We start from the raw sequence: 20,990 nt of genomic DNA, 5'->3' as shown, positions 1-20,990 counted from the left end.
ATGACTTACACTTAGCGCCCATACCTGGGTGACTGACAGACGCTCGCCGATGACGACGAAGAAATCGAAAGGACCGGCGGGGAGCGGTAAAGCCCCTCCCTCGCGCAGCCCACAAACAACCGACAAGGACCGCAAGAATCAGCCAGCCGTGACTGAGGATCGAGCGGCCGCGCCCAAAGCCACGACGAGCGGCCACGCGGCGGCGGCGACCAGCCGCCCCGCAGAGAAGCCGAAGAAGAGTGAAGTGGTCGCACCGTCAATGCCGGACAAGGCGGCGCAAGGTAGGGAAGCGGGTACCGACTTACCCTCGGCCTCGGTCGAGCCGTCGACTGGACCGGCCTCGCCGCCTCCGGCAAAAGCGGCGCCGACGCCCGACAAACCTGAAGACGTTCTGGCAAGCGCGGCAGTCGCTGCGAGGGAATCGCTGCAGGTCGCCGGAGCGCCAACCGCGACGGAGGAACGGGTTAGCGCGGTTGTGGCAACGGAATCCAGTTCGCTGCAAGCGCTCGAACAGGAAGCGGTACCGGCCCCGGAGCCTGCGGTTCTTGTTGAGCCGGTTTCCGCCGCAGCGCCAGCAACCGGCCCCGAAAACGTTCCCGAGCCGGAGACGGAACCGGCCCCCTCCATCGAGGGCAGCCTGGAACCCGAGAGCGAGCCCTCGGCGGACAACGCGCCCGACTCCGTCGCGGCACCCGAGCCGACGCCCCGGCCATCCATGTTCATCGTCCATATAACGCCGGAAATCGCACCCGTCGCCAAAGTCGGTGGCTTGGCCGACGTCGTGTTCGGCCTAGCCAAGGAACAGGAGATTCGCGGCAATCACGTCGAGATCATCCTGCCGAAGTACGATTCGCTCCGGTACGATCAGGTCTGGGGCCTGACGGAGACCTATAACGATCTCTGGGTGCCGTGGTACGGCGGTTCGATCCATTGCACCGTCTATTTCGGCTTTGCCCACGGCCGAAAGTGCTTCTTCATCGAGCCGCATTCCGCTGATAACTTTTTCAATCGGGGTTGCATCTACGGCTTCAACGACGACATCCTGCGCTTCGCGTTTTTCTCGCGGGCGGCGCTCGAATTCCTGTGGAAGTCGGGGAAACATCCGGACATCATTCATTGCCACGACTGGCAGACCGCGCTGGTACCGGTGTTCCTGTACGAAATCTACCAGCACTTGGGCATGACCCACCCGCGGGTCTGCTTTACGATCCACAATTTTAAGCATCAGGGCGTCACGGGTGCCAACCTGCTCCACGCGACGGGTCTGAACCGGCCAGAGTACTACTTCCACTATGATCGCCTGCGTGACAACAACAACGTGCATGCGATCAACCTGACGAAGGGCGGCATCGTCTATTCGAACTTCATCACCACGGTCTCTCCGCGTCACGCCGTGGAAGCGAAGGACCATGGCGAGGGGTTTGGGCTGGAGCCGACGCTCCATATCCATCACCAGAAATACGGTGGCGTGCTGAACGGGATCGACTACGAAGCCTGGAACCCGGAAATCGACCACTACATCCCGTTCCACTACACCGCCGACACAATCGAGGACAAGTACCGCAACAAGATCGCCTTGCGCGACCGCTTGCTATTGTCGGACAACGAGAAGCCCATCGTTGCCTTCATCGGGCGTCTGGATCCGCAGAAGGGCCTGGAACTGATACGGCATGCGATGTTCTACACATTGCACCGAAACGGGCAATTCATTCTGCTCGGCTCCAGCCCCGACAGTCAGATCAACAATTATTTCTGGGGCCTCAAACACCAGCTCAACGACAATCCCGACTGCCATCTCGAGATCGGCTTCAACGAGGAGTTGTCGCATTTGATCTACTCGGGCGCCGACATGGTCATCGTGCCCAGCCGCTTCGAGCCCTGCGGGCTGACCCAGATGATCGCCATGCGTTACGGCACAGTGCCCGTGGTACGTGAGGTGGGTGGGCTCGCCGACACCGTGTTCGACAAGGACTATTCACACCGCCCCTTGCATGAGCGGAACGGCTACATCTTCCGCGACTACGACTTCGGCGGCCTTGAATCGGCCCTGGGACGCGCCATCAGCTGCTACTACGAGTATCCCGAGCATTTCCGCGAACTCATGAAGAACGCCATGCGGTATGACTACTCGTGGAACCATCCGGGGCAGCACTACATGAACATCTACGACTACATTCGCGAGAAGTAAGTCCGCAGCAACCGAGTCGATGCGCATCTACAATCTTTTTCCGCTGCTGGCGGGACCTCTGAAGGACTGGAAACCCCATCTGGAACGCGCGGCCGATCTCGGCTTCGACTGGGTCTTTGTGAACCCGATTCAACAGCCTGGCAAGTCCGGCAGCCTGTATTCGATCAGGGACTATTTCGCGATCAACACGGCGCTGCTCGATCCGGCCTCGACCCAGACGGCCGAGGAGCAGATGCGCGACATCGTGCGCTATGCGTCGGAATTGGGACTGTCGATGATGGTGGATCTTGTCATCAACCATTGTGCGTATGATTCGCGGCTACTGCAGGACCATCCCAAGTGGTTCGTACGGGAAGGCGGGAAAATCGCTCATCCGCATTGCCTGCACGAGGGCCACCTCGTAGTCTGGGAAGACCTCGCGCGCTTCGATTTCGGAACCAGCGAGCGCGAACCTCTGATCCGTTTCTGCAAGGAAGTCATCGATTACCTTGCCGGGCTGGGCTTCCGCGGGTTCCGCTGCGACGCGGCTTATCAGATTCCGCAGTCCGTATGGTCTCGGCTAATGAATGACACGCGGCGTGAGCGGCCCGATACCGTCTTTGCCGCCGAAACGCTGGGGTGTTCCGCCGATCAGACCAAGGAGACGGCGAGGGCCGGCTTCGACTACATCTTCAACAGTTCCAAGTGGTGGGACTTTTCCAGTCCATGGCTGATGGAGCAATACCATCTGACACGCGACACCTCACCGTCGATCAGCTTCCCGGAAAGTCATGACACGCCGCGGCTAGCCGCCGACTCTCAGGGCAATCAGGACCTGATGAAGCAGCGTTACCTTTTCGCGGCGCTGTTCTCTGCCGGCGTGATGATGCCGATGGGCTACGAATACGGTTTCGCCCGCCCATTGCACGTCGTAAAGACACGGCCGTCGGACTGGGAGGAAACGCCGATCGACCTGACGGACTTCATTCGCAGCGTCAACAAGATCAAGGCGAGTCACGACGTATTCCAGGAGGAAAGCCTTACCGAGGTACTTCCGCACCCGAACCCCGGTGTCCTGGTGCTATGGAAGGCAGCTCCGCGATCCGGCCGCGAGGCTCTGCTCGTCCTGAACAAGGATCCATGGAACCGCCAGACTTTCCATACGGAAGACCTATACCAGTATGTGCAAAGCCCCCCGCCGTTGACCGATGTGTCGCCCGAGTGGCCGATGAGCTTCCTTCCCACGCCCTTCGTTTACGAACTACCGCCGGGCGTTGGGCGCGTCTTGGTATCTTATTAGGTCTTCACCCGAGCCCACCCAAAACAGGTGACACTGGCACGAACGGAGACGCCGCAGAGGCATCACGGCTCGACGCGATGCCGAATGTCCCTGCCGGCGATCTGGTAGAGAACGTACTCGGCCAGATTTTGCGCGTGCTCCCCGATACGCTCGAAGGCCTTGATGATCAGGACGATATTGACGGCGAAACCGATATTTCTGGGGTCCTGCATGATGAAGGTCACAAGGCGGCGAAACGCGGCCTGGAACTCGAAATCCAGTTCTTCATGAGCCTCCAAGAGTTCCTCAGCAAGCTCCTGGTCCCAGCGGTCCACGACCCGCAACGCGTTTTCCAATTGGCCGACCGCGAGAGCGCCCATGCTGGCGATGTCGTGCAGCAAAACCGGGTTGGGATCGGCACCTTCACTGCCGAATAACTGCAGTCCGAGGTTAGCGATTCGCGCCGCTTCATCACCGACCCGTTCCAGATCCGTGATGCTCTTGGATACCGCGAAGACAAGGCGCAGATCGCTGCCGACCGGCGTCCTTAAGGCAATCAGCTGGACGATTTCGGAGTCCGCGCGCAACTCACAGGCATCGACATCCTTTTCGCGCGCAATCACGCGCTGTGCCAGTGTCAGGTCGCGGGCACACAGGGCGTCTCGCGCATCCTTGACCTGGGTGAGCGCCAAAGCGCCCATTTCGAGAACCAGATAGTGGAGGTGGCTGAGTTCACCGTCGTAACGGCGAACGATGTGGCCTTCTCTAGGTACCGACATAGCCCTTCCTCACGCGAGAATCAGCCGAATCGGCCGGTGATGTAATCTTCAGTCAATTGATGACGGGGATTCGTGAAGACCTGCGCCGTTTCGCCGACTTCGATCAATTTCCCGAGATGGAAATAGGCAGTCCTCTGCGACACGCGGGCGGCCTGCTGCATCGAATGGGTGACGATGGCGATCGTAAACTGCATGCGCAATTCGTCGATCAACTGTTCGATTCGCGCGGTGGCGATCGGATCCAGCGCCGAACACGGTTCGTCCATCAGAATGACTTCCGGGTTCACTGCGATCGTCCGCGCGATGCACAGGCGCTGCTGCTGTCCGCCGGAGAGACTGGTACCGGGCTGGTCGAGGGAGTCCTTGACCTCATCCCAAAGGCCTGCTCGTCGCAACGAGTTCTCGACCACTTCTTCGAGTTCCGCCTTATTCTGCGTCAAGCCGTGGATGCGCGGTCCGTAGGCAACATTCTCGTAGATCGACTTCGGAAACGGGTTGGGCTTCTGGAATACCATGCCGATCTGCGCCCGCAGCGGCACAACGTCCATCTGCGGGTCGTAGATGTCTTGCCCGTCAAGCTGGATGGAACCCGTTACGCGGCAACCGACGATCGTGTCGTTCATGCGGTTCAGGCAACGGATGAAGGTCGATTTGCCACAGCCGGAAGGGCCGATCAGCGCGATGACCTCATTCCGCCCGATATCGAGATTAACCCCGTGAATCGCCTGTTTCGGACCGTAGAACACGTTCACATCCCGACAGACCATTCTTGCATTGGATGCCGTGACTTCGCCTACGGTATCGCCGTAGTCACGATCGAACGAGACGTTCGTACCTAGCCTCTTGGCCGGTTTCACCTCGGTCCTTTCGTCTCTCATAGCCGTTTTCAGTTCCAGCAAGCTGTTCATGGACGTTTTTGTCTCCTACCTCGACGCCTTCCTACCAGCGGCGCTCAAAGCGCCGCCTCAGGTAAACCGCCAGGCCATTCATCAATATTAGAAACGCCAATAGCACCAGAATGGCGGCGGACGTGCGTTCCACGAAGGCGCGTTCCGGACTGTCCGCCCAAAGATAGATTTGCACCGGAAGGACAGTGGCCGGATCCATCACGCTCCCCGGCACATCCACGATGAAGGCAACCATGCCAATCATCAGGAGCGGTGCACTCTCACCCAGAGCCCTTGCCATGCCGATGATGCCACCGGTGAGCATGCCCGGCAGAGCCAGGGGCAAGACGTGATGCAATACGGTCTGCATCGACGAGGCGCCGACGCCAAGAGCTGCTTCACGAATCGATGGGGGGACTGCCTTGAGAGCCGAGCGGCCCGCAATGATGATCACCGGCAAGGTCATCAGCGTCAGCACCAAGCCACCGACGAGCGGGGATGACCGAGGCAGTTGAAAAAAGTTGATGAATACCGCCAGACCAAGCAGACCGAACACGATGGACGGTACCGCAGCAAGGTTATTGATGTTGACTTCGATCACGTCCGTCCACCGATTGCGCGGAGCAAACTCCTCGAGGTAAATGGCGGCCGCGATACCCATCGGCAGCGACAAGGACAGGGTGACCAGCAGCGTGAAAAATGACCCCACGGCCGCCCCCCAGATACCCGATTGCTCGGGCTCGCGGGAATCGCCCGCCGAAAAGAATTGGGTATTGAACCGCTTCTCCAACCGATGATCCTGCTTCAGGCGCGCCAGCCATTCGATCTGGTCACTTTTGAGCCGGAAAGAGTCCGCATCTGGCGCCCCGAGTTGGCCCTTCTCGAACATGTCCACGTCGGGCGAAGCGGTAACCCAGATTGGGATCGTCTGACCGATGAGGGCGGGATCGGCGACGACGCGGTCGCGAAGCTCATATGACGCGCCTCCGCTCAGCAGCGCGCCCAGCAAGCGCTTACGCCCGCGTTCGGTGACCTCGGGAAACAGCTTACCAAGGCTCTGCCGGATCATCCCTGAATAATCGGCCTCCATCAGGCGCGTCCTCTCATCGCTGGAAGCCGCCACCATGGCGGGGTCGACAAACACGTCGAGTTCAATGCGAGTCTGCCAGAACGCCGAATGTCCCTTGAACAGGATATCGAGCAGCAAGATCGCGAGGACTGCCAGACCGCCGACGATGGCTGCGAGACCATAGGCGCGGAAACGCCTTTCAGCCGCTCGGCGCCGCGGCAGCCCCGCCTTGACCTTGGCGAGTGTTTCGCCGGGTGTGATCGGACGCGATGAGGACGCACTATTCATATTGTTCCCGGTATTTGCGCACGATCATCAGGGCCGCGATATTTAACATCAGCGTGACCAGGAACAGCACCAGACCCAGAGCAAATGCAGCCAGCGTCTTCGGGCTATCGAACTCTTGGTCACCGACCAGCAGTGTGACGATTTGCGTGGTCACCGTCGTCACGGCGGCCAGTGGATTGGCAGTGAGGTTGGCCGAAAGCCCAGCGGCCATGACGACGATCATCGTCTCGCCGATCGCGCGCGAAACCGCCAGGAGGATACCGCCGACGATTCCGGGAAGCGCTGCCGGAATGATGACTTGCCGGATGGTCTCGGATTGCGTCGCTCCCAGTGCATAAGCCCCGTCGCGCAGCGATTGCGGCACGGCATTGATGAAGTCGTCCGACAGCGACGACACGAAGGGGATGATCATGACGCCCATGACCAGACCGGCCGCGAGCGCGCTCTCGGACGACACGTCGAGCCCGAGCGACTGCCCGAGATCGCGGATGTACGGGGCAACGGTCAGCGCGGCGAAGAAACCGTATACCACGGTCGGTACGCCGGCCAGAATCTCCAGCAACGGCTTTGCGACCGTTCGCACCCGGGGACTGGCGTATTCGGCGAGATAAATGGCCGACATCAAGCCGATCGGGACCGCAACGACCATCGCGATAAAGGAGATGAGCAGAGTGCCTGTGAACAGGGGAACGGCCCCGAAGGCTCCGGAGGAGCCCACCTGGTCAGCGCGGATCGCCATCTGCGGACTCCAGCGCAACCCGAAGAGAAAGTCCGATACGGGCACTTTCTGGAAAAACAGAACGGATTCGAACACGACCGAAAGCACGATGCCGACCGTGGTGAAGATCGCGATCGTCGAGCAGGCGATCAGAAAGACCATCGTGCCCTTCTCGACCTTGTTGCGGGCGCGCTGCTCGACCTCGATTTGGCGGTGACCGAACCAGCCTCCAAGCGCGGCCAGAGCGATGACGCCAAGGCTCAACAGCCAGTCGCTGACAGCCTGCAGGTGCCGGTAATGATTGGCTGCTGCCTGTATGGACGGATCGCCACTTCCGGACCCCGCCCCGGCCATGGTATTCCTGATCTCGTTGATCAGAAGTGCAGCGCGTTCGCCGGAGTCGCCCTGTAGCTCGCCCGGCAAATCAGCCACCACGAGACGGCTAAGCACCGTGCCTTCGAACCCGAGCCAGATGAGCAGCAGCAACAGCGTGGGGACGCCGACCCACATCGCAAGGTAGTAGCCGTAGTAGCTAGGCAGCGAATGCAGTTCCTGGACCTTGCCCGACACGATGTCCAGTGAGCGCTTGCGACCGAAATAGTAGCCAGCGGTCGTCAGGACGAGGATCAGCAGAAGGAGAGTGGGCTTGTCCACGCGGTGCTATCCGGGGGAGGGTTCCAGGGCGACCGACACGTGTCGGTCAAGGTTTCGTTGATTCGAGGCGGGTGTCGCGTTATTGGCTTCCGACTGCGCGTCTCGCCGCCGACATGCCGTTGCCATGGTCGCGCGCGCTCCCGTCGGTACCCGCTGGGGCAAGCGCCTCGTGCGGCGTGAATTGTATACCCCTGGATTGGCATCATATAGGCCAAGTGTTACAGAAACATGTCGACGCGGCGTTCGTGCTCAGTTACATCTAACGGCTCAAGGCCTTGGCCAGCTCCACCCGCTCCCCGAGCGCCTCGGGCACGGCATGCAGTCCCTCGACCGTCCGCAAACGCTTCAAGAGGCCGGTGCGGTTCGCCAATTGAATCGCCAGTCCTGGGCGCGCATTCATTTCCAGCATCAATGGACCCAGCTCGCGGTCCAACACGATATCCACTCCGAGATAACCCAAACCGACCAGATCGTGGCAGCGCGCCGTGAGGGCGAGGATATCCTCCCAGTGAGGAATCTGCACACCCTCGATCTCACCGCCCGTATCGGGATGCTCCCCGACCAGGCTGTCGTGCCACACGCCCGAGTAGGTGCGCCCCGTTGCCAGGTCGATCCCAACACCGATCGCGCCCTGATGCAGGTTCGCTTTGCCATCCGAGGCGCGAGTCGGCAGCCGCAACATCGCCATGACCGGGATCCCACGAAATACGATGGTCCTGATGTCCGGAACGCCGAGATAGCTGATATCGGTGAAGATCGGGTCGAACTTCACGCGATATTCGATCAGCGCGCAGTCGGGCATGCCGCCCAGGCTATACATGCCACTCAGGATATTCGAGATGTGGTGCCCGAGTTCCTCCTCCGAAGCGACTGAGCCGCTGGCGCGACGATACGCATCATTGACCCGACCCGTGATCACCAGAACCCCCTCACCGCCGCTGCCGTGCGCCGGCTTCACGACGAAATCATCGTGCGGAGACAACCGCTCGCGCAGTTCTTCGATCTGGTGTTCGATTTCCACGACCCCGTACAGATCCGGTACCGGGATACCGGCCGCGACCGCGATGGCTTTGGTCTTCTGCTTATCGTCGACCAGCGGGAAATTGGGCCGCGGATTGTAGCGCAGAATGAAATCACCGTTCCGCTCGTTCATGCCCATGATGCCGTGCGCGCGCAGACGTCGCCAAGGCAACCATTCCCGGGTACGACTCATGATCCCGGGCGCGAAAACAGCACGGCGCGGAAACGCCAGAGTTCCAATAGCCGGTAGCCGGTATAGCGGCCAATCAGCAGGGTTGCCGCCAGCACGATCAGCAGGAGTTCCGGAAACACGAAGACAAGATGCCCGAGGTAGACGCTGCTCATCGACAGATAACCGAGTGCGGCGACAGAGAGGCTGCCGAAACCCTGCCGAAAGGCCGCCGCCGGTCCAAGCTCCTCCCAGACCAGGGACATGCGCTCGATGGTCATCGCAAGAATGACCATGGGGAACAAGGCCACGGACAGGCCGCGATCGATCCCCAGCTTATGGCTGACCAACCCGACGGCAAGCATCAACATGACGACGATAATCAGCACGGCAGCGAGCCTGGGCACCAGAAGCAATTTCAAATACTCGAGGTAAAACCGGATCACCAGGCCAAGCGCAATCAATGTCGTGAAAAGGATCAAACCCCACAGCAGTTCGGTTTCGCGAAAGGCCAGTGCGATCAGGATCGGCATGAAGGTACCGAAGGTCTGCACACCCACGATGTTGCGCAGAATCACGATCAGCAACGCACCAATCGGGACCAGCAGCAGCACCCGATACACGTTCTGGGTCTGCACCGGAAGACTGAACAGGGAGAATTCCATCAGCCTTGAGCCCATCTGGCGCGCTCGCTCCTCGGCGACCAGCGTCATTTCCTGCGTCTGCTGGCTGATCGAGTACTCGACCTTGCCGTGTTTGCCTCCCTGAAGGTCGAGCAGTTCCGCATCGCCCATCAACCAGACGACAGCGGTCTCGGGCAACCCTTGGTCACCGGTCTCCGGGTTGAAAGGCAACCAGGTCTGTCCATCGTGAATTTCGATCCAGGGAATCAGAGCGCCGTGGCTAACCCCGTCCTTCAGCAGCAGCACACGCACCAGGCGCGCGGGGATTTGCGCCACGGCAAGGACATCGACCAGACGCCGCGCCCAATCCTCGTCGCTCTGGATGTCCTGATGCAGCAGCATGACGTTGCTGTCCTGTGAGGCCAAATGCAGGCGCGTTACCAGTTGCTTTGCGAAGGTGGCGGCATCGGCCGACTTCCGCTGAACTTCGGCCAGAATCGCCCTGACCGCGGAGTGGATCGGCTCGGGAAAATCCGCGGACTCGGTAACTGGCGGCGGCGGCGCAGGCAGGGATTCGTGGGCGGGATCGCGGGCGAGTTGAATGCGGTAATAGAGGACCTGCCAGCCCCTCATTTTCCGGACCGCCCACTGCGCGAAGCGGTTGAGGCCATCGTCCTCGGTAGTCAACCCGTAGTTGCTGGCAACGAAGCTCTCATGAACCACGGTATAGCCATCCGGCGCTCTCGGGATCCCGAGCCGCACCTTGACCGGCGTATCGTGGCGGGCCTTGAACTCGACGCGGGCCTCGACAGTCCAGACCTCGGCATGCTGCGTCGGCAACAGCGGCAAGCCCAGCCGCGTCACCTTGTAGTAACACAGCCCGGCGCCGACCAGGACCAGCACCAGTGCCAGTATTTTGACGTGGAGATTGCGCACGCTGCTCTCGCTAGCCTCAGGCCCGCCGGGCGAGCGTCATGTTGCAGTGCTTAGTCGGTGTCCGCCTTTCGGCAGGGGTCGGTGTCCGCCTTGAACAGGAAGGTACTGCCGGCATCGACCAAGGCGTTATCCTTAAGAAAACTGCGACCGAGAAGTACGGGGTAAGTGAAATTGCTCCGGTCGACCAGCGTGAACTCCGTTTCGTACTCCCTGCCGTTCTTGCACAACGTCATCTTGACGACTTCGCGCTGCGACGAGCCCTTGCCGTGCTGCTTGATGTTGGCCATGCGGATTACCGGGCGCTCCACCGCCAATTTCTTGTGGTCGTCACCCCGGCCGAGTGCGAATCGCACCCACTTCTCCCCATTTCTGGAGAACCGCTCGATGCGCTCGGCGTGCAGCGACGAGGTGTTGGCGCCGGTATCGAGCTTCGCGGTCATCCGTACGTTCCACGGCCGGAAGAACACGGATTCGAGCCACCCCATCACCGCACGCTCCCTCGGTTGATCGCGCGCCGGGTCCCCAGGAGTCTTCGCCGCGGCCGTACCCGTGGTAACGGCGAGTCCCCATACCATGATGAGCACGGCGCCGTTCGCAGCGCGCCGCCGCGCTGCAACGCACGATCCGATCATGTCACCTCGCATCCTTCGGGTATCAGTTGACAGGTCCGATGTTCGGGACTTGGCTACGCGGGGGAACCGCCCCCGCCCGTCTCGTCAGACCGCGCCTAAAGTCAGTCCTGAACGACCAGTAGGCCCCGGCGCTGGCTCGCATAGAACGCGGACAGATCCCGAATCTGCTCCGGAGACAACTGTCCCGCGATGCTGTTCATGATGGCGTGCTTGCGTTCACCCGACTTGTACGCCTCGAGCACGTGAGTAAGGTAGCCCTGGTATTGCCCGGCCAAGCGCGGAAAACCCGCCTTGGGATCGCTGTTGCCATCTTCGCCATGGCAGCCCGCACACTCGGCTGCTTTCGCTTTGCCTGCAGCCACATCGCCATTGATGGGTAAGTCTACGGTGATGGACCGGAAACCGGCGACGTAAGCCGCCACGTCCTGCATATCCTCGTCCGAAAGGCTCACCGCATTGCCCTGCATGCTCCCGTGTTGGCGCTCGCCGGAGCGGTAAGCCTTCAGAGCGCTGACCACGTAATCAGCGTACTGCCCGCCAATTCGGGGCACAGGATACGAAGGATAGCTATTGGAATAACTGCTAATGCCGTGGCAACCAACGCAGGTATAGAACTTCGTTTTGCCCGCTTCGCGATCACCCGCTGCCTGGCTGGGGGCCGTCGACAGCGCGGCACTGAGTGCGGTCACCAACAAAGTCCAGTGGACGTTTTGTTTCATGTCAAAGTAGCTCCAAAGGATAAATCTCTCGCCGACAAGGTGCGGGTCGGGCAACGGGCAAACCGTGCAAATCACAAGACCGAGGCAGCGCCGCCATAGTTTAGCGGGGGGCGTGCGTTTCACAACCACACTGGCAGGAACCAGCGCGTCACCATGCGATCCGCAACCGCAACGAACTCGGTACGGATACGCCCGGCGCTGAACGAGATGGCTGTCCGGCGACCAGCGCCCCTGCCGCGAGCCTCGGCCGCAGCAGGGGCGCTTCCGGGTCGCGGCAGCTCGTTACGACCCGGCTTCGGTCAGTGCCTGTTTCAGCGCTTCCTCGACGTCGCTCGTATCCGCGACTGCGGATTCGGACTCCTCCGCCTCATCCATCCGGCTGCGCAGCTTGCGCTCCAGATGGTAGGCGAGCCCGGTACCCGCGGGGATCAGACGTCCGACGATGACGTTTTCCTTGAGCCCCAGCAAGCGATCGACCGAACCCCGAATCGCCGCCTCCGTGAGCACGCGCGTGGTTTCCTGGAACGAGGCCGCGGAAATGAACGACTCGGTGGTCAGCGAGGCCTTGGTGATACCCAGCAGCACCGGCTCGTAACAGGCGGAAAGCTTGCCCTCGGCCTCCAAGCGTTCGTTTTCCTCCAGCACACGGGAGCGGTCTACCTGCTCGCCGGATAGGAAGATCGAATCGCCGGCATCGGTGATCTCGACCTTGCGCAACATCTGTCGAATGATGACTTCGATGTGCTTGTCATTGATCTTGACACCCTGCAAGCGGTAAACGTCCTGGATCTCCTTGACAAGATAGGATGATAGCTCCGCAACACCCCGCAACCGCAGGATGTCGTGAGGTGTCAGATCGCCCTCGGCAATCGTTTCGCCCTGCTCAACGTGCTCGCCCTCGAACACCGTGATGATCCGCCACTTCGGAATCAGCAATTCGTGCTGTTCACCCTGTGCGTCGGTGATCACGACACGACGCTTCCCCTTGGTCTCCTTACCGAAGGACACCGTTCCGGTCGCCTCGGCCAGAATCGCCGGATCCTTAGTCTTCCGGGCTTCGAACAGATCCGCGACACGTGGCAAACCGCCGGTGATATCGCGCGTCTTGCTCGACTCTTGGGGTATTCGGGCTACGACATCGCCGATCTCCACCGAGTCGCCATCGCGAAGGCTGATGATCGCGCCAGCCGGCAGGAAGTACTGAGCCGCGATTTCGGTCGACGGAATACGGATGTCATTGCCGGCTTCGTCCACCAGCTTGACCAGCGGGCGGAGCTCCTTACCGGTGGTGCCGCGCTGCTTCGGATCGATCACGACCATCGAGCTCAGACCGGTGACGTCGTCCGACTGCTCCCTGACGGTGATGCCGTCGATGAAGTCGACCATGCGCACGCGACCCTTCACTTCGGTGACGACCGGATGGGTGTGAGGATCCCAGTTCACAACGATCTGCCCCGCACGAACGGGCGCGCCCTCCTTGACGGACAACACCGCCCCGTAGGGGATCTTGTAGCGCTCGCGTTCGCGTCCATGCTCGTCGATCACGCTGATCTCGCCCGACCGGGACACCGCGACAAGATTGCCATCCTTGTTGGTGACGGTCTTCAAATTGCCCAGCTTCGCAGTACCGTTGGACTTCACCTCGACATTGCTGATAGCCGCAGAACGAGAAGCCGCGCCGCCGATGTGGAAGGTGCGCATCGTCAGCTGCGTACCCGGCTCGCCGATCGACTGCGCGGCGATGACCCCGATGGCTTCGCCGATGTTGACTTTGTGTCCACGCCCCAGATCGCGCCCGTAGCACGAGCCGCACACGCCGTAGCGGGTCCGGCACGTGATGACCGAGCGGACGCGAACGTTGTCCACGCCGCGGCGCTCCAACAAGGCCACGGCCTGCTCGTCCAGCATCGCACCTGCTTCCAGGATCAGCTCGTCGCTACCGGGGTCGATGATATCCTCGGCCAACACGCGACCTAAGACGCGCTCGGCGAGCGGCTCCACGACGTCACCGCCTTCGATCAACGGCGCCATCAACAGGCCATCGGTCGTGCCGCAGTCGTGTTCCTTGATGACCAGATCCTGGGCCACATCCACCAGACGCCTCGTCAGATAGCCCGAGTTAGCCGTCTTCAACGCAGTATCCGCAAGGCCCTTCCGGGCGCCGTGGGTGGAAATGAAGTACTGCAGTACGTCTAGCCCTTCACGGAAGTTCGCCGTGATCGGCGTTTCGATGATCGATCCGTCTGGCTTGGCCATCAGGCCGCGCATCCCAGCCAGCTGTCGGATCTGTGCCGCCGAACCACGCGCCCCGGAATCCGCCATCTTGAAGATCGAGTTGAAGGATTTCTGCTCGATGACTTCCGGTCCGAGCTCATCATCCGAAACTTCCCCGGACGCTCGCGCCGTCAGGATCCGTTTCACTTCCGCCTCGTAGGCCGCGGGAGCAAGCTCACCGGCCTGCTTGCGGGCTTCCGCTGCGCGCAGCGCGTTAACGACCCAGCGGTTCAGCCGGCCCCGGTTGCTTACCCGCACCGGTTCAGTGCCAAGCCCCTCCATCATGACCTTCGCCACCTGGTCGTTCGCGTGCGACCAGATATCGACGACCTTGTTGTAGCGCTCGCCATCCGTCACCAGACCGGAGGCAAACTGGTTCTGGATTTCCTTCACCTCGCGCTCCGCGGCCTCGATGATCGCCGGCTTCCCTTCGGGGATCGCCATGTCGTCGATGCCGAACGATACGCCGGCACGGGTGGCGTAAGAGAAGCCCGTGTACATCAACTGGTCGGCGAAAACGACGGTCGCCTTGACGCCGAGCGTGCGATAACTGTGGTTGATCAGGCGGGAAATCGCCTTCTTGTTCATGTCCTGGTTGATCATCTCGAAGGGAATACCCTCCGGCACGACCCTCCAGATCAGGGCACGCCCAACCGTGGTCTCCACACGGCGCAGCTGCGAAACCGACTCCCCATTGGCGTCGGTGACACGTTCCCGGATACGCACTTGCACGCGCGCGTGCAACTCTACGGCCTTGCCAATAAACGCGCGCTCCAGTTCGTCGAGGTCACTGAAGGCCTGATGCTCGCCTTTCGCCAGCGGACGTTCCCGGCTCATATAGTAAAGGCCAAGCACGACGTCCTGCGTGGGATTGATGATGGGCTCACCGTTCGCCGGAGACAGGATGTTGTTCGTCGCCATCATCAGCGTGCGTGCTTCGAGCTGCGCTTCCAGCGACAACGGCACGTGCACCGCCATCTGGTCACCGTCAAAGTCCGCGTTGAACGCGGTGCAGACCAGAGGATGCAGCTGGATGGCCTTGCCTTCGATCAACACGGGCTCGAAGGCCTGGATGCCGAGGCGGTGCAGGGTCGGTGCCCGATTCAGCATCACCGGATGCTCGCGGATCACTTCATCGAGAATGTCCCAGACTTCCGGGGCCTCGCGCTCCACCATCTTCTTGGCCGCCTTGATGGTGGTCGCCAGGCCGCGCAACTGAAGCTTGCTGAAGATGAACGGCTTGAACAATTCCAGCGCCATCTTCTTTGGTAGCCCGCACTGGTGCAACTTCAGTGTCGGGCCCACGACGATCACGGAACGGCCCGAATAATCAACTCGCTTGCCCAGCAGATTCTGGCGGAAACGGCCCTGCTTGCCCTTGATCATGTCGGCCAGGGACTTCAACGGGCGCTTGTTGGACCCGGTGATCGCCCGGCCACGTCGGCCATTGTCCAGCAGCCCGTCGACCGCCTCCTGCAGCATGCGCTTTTCGTTCCGGACGATGATATCCGGCGCGTTCAGGTCGAGGAGTCGTTTCAGACGGTTGTTGCGGTTGATCACGCGACGGTACAGATCGTTCAGATCCGAGGTCGCGAAGCGGCCGCCATCCAGCGGCACCAACGGACGCAGATCAGGCGGCAGCACCGGCAACACCGTGAGGATCATCCACTCGGGCCGATTGCTCGATGTGATCATCGACTCGATGGCCTTCAGGCGCTTGGTGTGTTTCTTGATCTTCGTTTCGGAGTTGGTCGCATTGATCTCTTCCCGCAGTCGCGTGACCTCGGCGCTGAGGTCCATCGTACGGAGCAACTCGCGGATCGCCTCGGCTCCCATCTTGGCTACGAAGTCATCGCCGTGGGTCTGGGCAGCCTCCTGGTATTCCTCTTCATTCAGCAGCTGGCCCCGTTGCATCGGGCTCATGCCCGGGTCCACAACGACGTGCGACTCGAAATACAGCACGCGCTCGATTTCCCGCAGCGTCATGTCGAGCAGCAGCGCGATACGGGACGGGAGCGATTTCAGGAACCAGATGTGGGCCACCGGGCTGGCGAGTTCGATATGGCCCATGCGCTCCCGCCGCACCTTGGACAGCGTGACCTCCACACCACATTTTTCGCAAATCACGCCACGGTGCTTCAGGCGCTTGTACTTGCCGCACAGACATTCGTAGTCGCTGACGGGCCCGAAGATCTTCGCGCAGAACAATCCGTCGCGCTCTGGCTTGAAGGTCCGATAGTTGATCGTTTCGGGCTTCTTGACCTCGCCGTAGGACCACGACCGGATCATGTCCGGCGAAGCCAGACTGATCCGGATCGCATCGAACTCTTCGCTTTGGGTTTGGCGCTTCAGAAAATGGATCAAATCTTTCACGTACGTTATCTCCCCGTTACCGAGCCTCGGCGGGACACTGCCCAACCGGCATCGCAGGCCACTGCAGACACCCGCTGAACACCGATTCTGGACACACTCCCGGTACGACCCGGTCAAGAACCTTGCGAATCTGGGGCAGACACTCAGTCACCATCGGCTGTGCCTCCGGCTGCTTGGTCTGCCCGCCTTCTCCCCGAACGAAACACCCCGCAAACCGCGGGGCGCGGCCCCTCAATCCTGCTCCAGTTCGATGTTGATGCCGAGTGACCGAATCTCCTTGATCAACACGTTGAACGACTCGGGCATCGCCGCTTCCATACGGTGATCGCCGTCGACGACATTCTTGTACATCTTGGTACGACCGGTGACATCGTCGGACTTCACGGTCAGCATTTCCTGCAACGTATAGGCAGCGCCATAGGCTTCGAGCGCCCAGACCTCCATTTCCCCGAAACGCTGTCCGCCAAACTGGGCCTTGCCCCCGAGCGGCTGCTGGGTCACGAGACTGTAAGGCCCGGTCGAACGCGCATGCATCTTGTCGTCGACCAGATGGTTCAACTTCAGCATGTACATGTATCCCACGGTGACATCGCGATCGAACATCTCGCCGGTCCGGCCGTCGTAGAGCTTGGTCTGACCGCTCGCCGGTAATCCCGCCAGGCGCAGCATGCTCTTGATATCGTCCTCGCAGGCCCCGTCGAATACCGGCGTGGCCATGGGTACACCACCGCGAAGATGCCCGGCCAACTCGAGAATCTCAGCGTCGGACAGCTCGTCCAGGTGTTCCGTACGCCCGGTCCGGTTGTAGATCTCATCTAGAAAATCCCGGAGTTCCTGTATGCGGGACTTGGCATCCAGCATCTCGCCGATCTTTAGGCCGAGACCCTTGGCCGCCCACCCGAGATGGGTTTCGAGCACCTGACCGACGTTCATACGGGATGGTACGCCCAGAGGATTCAAAACGATGTCGACCGGCGTTCCGTCGGCAAGATGCGGCATGTCCTCGACGGGGACGATCTGCGAGATCACACCCTTGTTACCATGTCGTCCCGCCATCTTGTCGCCCGGCTGGACGCGGCGCTTGACCGCGAGATAGACCTTCACCATCTTCAGGACACCGGGGGCGAGGTCATCGCCCATCGTGATCTTGCGGCGCTTTTCCTCGAGTCGCGTGTTCATTTCCTCACGCTGCAGGGCGATCTGTTCCGCGATTGCCTCCAATTGCAGATTCGCATCCTCGTCCTGCAACCGGATCTCCAACCACTGGGCGGGCTTCACCCCGTCGAGGTACTCGGCCGTAATGGCGGTGCCACGCTTCAATCCGCCCGGTCCGGCGTCCGCGACCTTGCCGACCAGCATCGCTTCGACGCGCTGATAGAAGTCCTTCTCGATGATTCGCAACTGGTCATGCAGGTCCTTCTTGGCGCGCTCGATCTCCGCTTCTTCGATCTGCCGGGCGCGCTCGTCCTTCTTCACGCCATCACGGGTAAAGACCTGAACGTCGATGACCGTACCATCCATGCCCGAAGGCACGCGCAAGGAGGTGTCCTTCACGTCGGAAGCCTTCTCGCCGAAGATGGCACGGAGCAGCTTTTCCTCCGGGGTGAGCTGCGTTTCGCCCTTGGGCGTCACCTTGCCGACCAGGATGTCACCCGCCTTGACCTCGGCACCGATGTAGACGATGCCTGACTCGTCCAGCTTGGCCAGTGCCGCCTCGCCAACGTTCGGGATGTCGGAGGTGATTTCCTCCGGCCCGAGCTTGGTATCGCGTGCGACGCAGGTTCGCTCTTCGATGTGAATCGTCGTGAAACGGTCATCCTTCACGACCCGCTCCGAAATCAGGATCGAGTCCTCGAAGTTGTAGCCGTTCCAGGGCATGAACGCGACCAGAAGATTCTGGCCGAGGGCCAGTTCACCCATGTCGGTCGACGGCCCGTCGGCGAGGATGTCACCGCGCGCCACGGTGTCACCGGTCCGCACCAGGGGACGCTGGTTGATGCAGGTGTTCTGGTTCGAACGTGTGTGCTTGGTCAGGTTGTAGATATCGACGCCAGGGATACCCGCTTCGGTTTCGTCATCGTTGACTCGGACGACGATTCGACCGGAATCCACGAATTCGATGGAACCACCACGCCGGGCGATCACCGTTACGCCGGAGTCCTTCGCGACAATGCGTTCCATGCCGGTGCCGACCAGGGGCTTCTCGGAACGCAGCGTCGGCACGGCCTGACGCTGCATGTTCGATCCCATGAGCGCGCGGTTGGCGTCGTCATGCTCAAGGAAGGGAATCAGCGACGCCGCCACTGACACGATCTGCTTGGACGAGACATCCATGTAGTTGATCATGTCGCGCGATGCCAGGCTGAACTCGTCCTTGTGCCGGCAAGACACCAACTCGTCCTTCAGGCGCCCTTGCTCGTCCAGAGCCACACTGGCCTGAGCGATGTAGTACTGGCCTTCCTCGATGGCCGATAGGTATTCGATCTCGTCCGTCACCACACCATCAATGACCTTCCGATAGGGCGTCTCGAGGAAACCGTATTCGTTTGTCCGGGCGTAGACCGCCAGCGAGTTGATCAGACCGATGTTCGGACCTTCCGGCGTTTCGATCGGGCACACGCGACCGTAGTGCGTGGTGTGCACGTCGCGTACCTCGAACCCTGCACGCTCACGCGCCAACCCGCCCGGGCCGAGAGCGGACACGCGGCGTTTGTGGGTAACTTCCGACAAGGGGTTGTTCTGGTCCATGAACTGAGAAAGCTGACTGGACCCGAAGAACTCCTTGATCGACGCGGCAACGGGCTTGGCGTTGATGATTTCCTGCGGCACCAGGCTGTCCACGTCCGGCAGCGACAGGCGCTCCTTCACCGCGCGCTCGACCCGAACCAAGCCGAGACGGAACTGATTTTCGACCATCTCCCCTACGGAGCGGACGCGGCGGTTGCCGAGATGATCAATGTCGTCGACCGTGCCGCTGCCATTGCGGATCGCGATCAGTTGCCGCAATACGTCGATGATGTCCTCGTTGCTCAGGACCCCCGGGCCCTGGACCTCCTTGCGGCCCAGTCGGCGGTTGAACTTCATGCGCCCGACCGGCGACAGGTCATAGCGATCGGCGGAGAAGAAAAGATTCTCGAACAGCGACTGCGCTGCATCCTTGGTCGGTGGTTCGCCGGGACGCATCATCCGGTAGATCTCGACCAGGGCGTCGAGCTTGCTCTCCGTGACATCGATCCGCATCGTGTTCGACATGTACGGACCGCGGTCCAGGTCATTCACGAACAGGGTCTCGATAACCTTGACGCCGGCGGCCATGATGCGGCCGATGACCTCGTCGGTCAGCTCCTGGTTGACCCGCGCAATCAACTCCCCGGTGCTTTCGTCAACGACGTTATGGGCGAGGATGCGACCCACCAGGTAATCGCGGGGCACCTCGAGCTGCTTCAAACCCGACTTCTCAAGCAAGCGAATGTGCCGTGCCGTGATGCGATGGGCCGTCTCGACCAGCAGCTCGCCGTTCAGATGGATGTCGAAGCTCGCGATTTCACCGCGGAAACGCTCCGGGATGAGGTCCCATAGGATGCCCCGGTCGGTGAACTCGAAACGGTTCAGGTCGAAAAAGCGCCCGATGATCTCTTCGTTTTCCAAACCGAGCGCGCGCAACAGCACCGTGGCGGGCAGCTTGCGCCGCCGATCGATCCGCACGAACACGCAATCCTTGTGGTCGAATTCGAAGTCCAGCCAGGAACCACGGTAGGGAATGACGCGGGCATTGAACAGCAGCTTGCCCGAGGAATGTGTCTTTCCGCGGTCGTGATCGAAAAAGACGCCTGGGGAGCGATGGAGCTGCGACACGATGACCCGCTCCGTGCCATTGATGACGAAGGTACCCGTGTCGGTCATCAATGGGATTTCACCCATGTAGATTTCCTGCTCCTTGATGTCCTTGACCACCTTCGCATTGGCGGGCGCTTCGCGGTCGTAGATCACCAGGCGCACCAGGACGCGCAGTGGCGCCGCATAGGTTGCGCCCCGTTGCTGGCACTCCTTGACGTCAAACGTGGAATCCCCGAGGCGATAGCTCACGTATTCGAGCATCGCGTGCCCGGAGTGGCTGGCGATGGGGAAGATCGATTTCAGGGCAGCGTGCAGCCCCTCGTCCAGGCGTTCCCGATGCGCGGTATCGCTCTGCAGAAAACGTTTGTACGAATCCACCTGCGTCGCCAAGAGATACGGCACATCGAGTACGTCCCGGCGCTGTCCGAAACTCTTACGTACGCGTTTCTTTTCGGTGAAGGAGTAAGCCATAGTGATTCCCAAGCTGACTTGCTGCTCAATGCTGGTTATGCTGTACGCATTGCTCGGGGAGATTGAGCACGGCCCCGAACCACCGCGGCGGCGCT

At 60.9% G+C, this 20,990-nt stretch carries 12 protein-coding genes; 2 read left to right on the top strand and 10 right to left on the bottom strand.

Annotated features, from left to right (window positions below; genetic code table 11):
* Positions 1–148 precede the first annotated feature (148 nt).
* Entirely contained in the window at positions 149–2,188 is a 2,040-nt protein-coding gene (gene glgA / locus ACW73L_RS06600) for a glycogen synthase GlgA (RefSeq protein WP_498920860.1), read from the top strand.
* Between the two features lie 19 nt (positions 2,189–2,207).
* Entirely contained in the window at positions 2,208–3,467 is a 1,260-nt protein-coding gene (locus tag ACW73L_RS06595; protein ID WP_498920859.1) for an alpha-amylase family glycosyl hydrolase, read from the top strand.
* A gap of 62 nt (positions 3,468–3,529) precedes the next feature.
* On the opposite strand, the gene phoU is transcribed toward ACW73L_RS06595, so the two are convergent.
* From phoU to rpoB, 10 genes are all read right to left on the bottom strand, one after another.
* Entirely contained in the window at positions 3,530–4,225 is a 696-nt protein-coding gene (gene phoU / locus ACW73L_RS06590) for a phosphate signaling complex protein PhoU (protein ID WP_498920857.1), read from the bottom strand.
* Positions 4,226–4,245: 20 nt separating this feature from the next.
* Positions 4,246–5,133, bottom strand: a complete 888-nt coding sequence (gene pstB / locus ACW73L_RS06585; RefSeq protein WP_498920856.1) for a phosphate ABC transporter ATP-binding protein PstB — start codon at positions 5,131–5,133, stop codon at positions 4,246–4,248.
* Between the two features lie 31 nt (positions 5,134–5,164).
* Entirely contained in the window at positions 5,165–6,469 is a 1,305-nt protein-coding gene (gene pstA / locus ACW73L_RS06580; RefSeq protein ID WP_498920855.1) for a phosphate ABC transporter permease PstA, read from the bottom strand.
* Positions 6,462–7,841, bottom strand: a complete 1,380-nt coding sequence (pstC, locus tag ACW73L_RS06575) for a phosphate ABC transporter permease subunit PstC (RefSeq protein ID WP_498920853.1) — start codon at positions 7,839–7,841, stop codon at positions 6,462–6,464. The genes pstA and pstC overlap by 8 nt, the downstream gene beginning before the upstream one ends.
* Positions 7,842–8,100: 259 nt before the next feature.
* Positions 8,101–9,054, bottom strand: a complete 954-nt coding sequence (locus ACW73L_RS06570) for an alpha-L-glutamate ligase-like protein (RefSeq protein WP_498920851.1) — start codon at positions 9,052–9,054, stop codon at positions 8,101–8,103.
* Positions 9,051–10,589 carry an inactive transglutaminase family protein gene (locus ACW73L_RS06565; RefSeq protein WP_498920849.1) on the bottom strand — a complete coding sequence of 513 codons (1,539 nt, stop codon included), beginning with the start codon at positions 10,587–10,589 and terminating at the stop codon, positions 9,051–9,053. Before ACW73L_RS06565 ends, ACW73L_RS06570 begins: the two co-directional genes overlap by 4 nt.
* A 50-nt stretch (positions 10,590–10,639) precedes the next feature.
* Positions 10,640–11,221 carry an ATP-dependent zinc protease family protein gene (locus ACW73L_RS06560; protein ID WP_498920848.1) on the bottom strand — a complete coding sequence of 194 codons (582 nt, stop codon included), beginning with the start codon at positions 11,219–11,221 and terminating at the stop codon, positions 10,640–10,642.
* A 101-nt stretch (positions 11,222–11,322) separates the two neighbouring features.
* Positions 11,323–11,940 carry a c-type cytochrome gene (locus ACW73L_RS06555; protein ID WP_498920847.1) on the bottom strand — a complete coding sequence of 206 codons (618 nt, stop codon included), beginning with the start codon at positions 11,938–11,940 and terminating at the stop codon, positions 11,323–11,325.
* A 282-nt stretch (positions 11,941–12,222) separates the two neighbouring features.
* Positions 12,223–16,587 (bottom strand): DNA-directed RNA polymerase subunit beta', encoded by a 4,365-nt coding sequence (gene rpoC / locus ACW73L_RS06550; RefSeq protein WP_498920845.1) that lies wholly within the window; start codon positions 16,585–16,587, stop codon positions 12,223–12,225.
* 231 nt (positions 16,588–16,818) lie between these two features.
* On the bottom strand, positions 16,819–20,895 hold the full coding sequence (rpoB, locus tag ACW73L_RS06545; protein ID WP_498920844.1) for a DNA-directed RNA polymerase subunit beta: 4,077 nt from the start codon (positions 20,893–20,895) through the stop codon (positions 16,819–16,821).
* Positions 20,896–20,990: the final 95 nt, after the last annotated feature.

It is taken from the genome of Methylolobus aquaticus (assembly GCF_054172105.1).
This window is presented reverse-complemented; position numbering and strand designations above follow the sequence as displayed.

Bases quoted from the DNA above. Each gene is read 5' to 3' on its own strand.
- ACW73L_RS06595 (WP_498920859.1), top strand. From the start codon at position 2,208: ATGCGCATCTACAATCTTTTTCCGCTGCTGGCGGGACCTCTGAAGGAC.
- phoU (WP_498920857.1), bottom strand. From the start codon at position 4,225: ATGTCGGTACCTAGAGAAGGCCACATCGTTCGCCGTTACGACGGTGAA.
- pstA (WP_498920855.1), bottom strand. From the start codon at position 6,469: ATGAATAGTGCGTCCTCATCGCGTCCGATCACACCCGGCGAAACACTC.
- pstB (WP_498920856.1), bottom strand. From the start codon at position 5,133: ATGAACAGCTTGCTGGAACTGAAAACGGCTATGAGAGACGAAAGGACC.
- ACW73L_RS06555 (WP_498920847.1), bottom strand. From the start codon at position 11,940: ATGAAACAAAACGTCCACTGGACTTTGTTGGTGACCGCACTCAGTGCC.
- ACW73L_RS06560 (WP_498920848.1), bottom strand. From the start codon at position 11,221: ATGATCGGATCGTGCGTTGCAGCGCGGCGGCGCGCTGCGAACGGCGCC.
- rpoB (WP_498920844.1), bottom strand. From the start codon at position 20,895: ATGGCTTACTCCTTCACCGAAAAGAAACGCGTACGTAAGAGTTTCGGA.
- ACW73L_RS06570 (WP_498920851.1), bottom strand. From the start codon at position 9,054: ATGAGTCGTACCCGGGAATGGTTGCCTTGGCGACGTCTGCGCGCGCAC.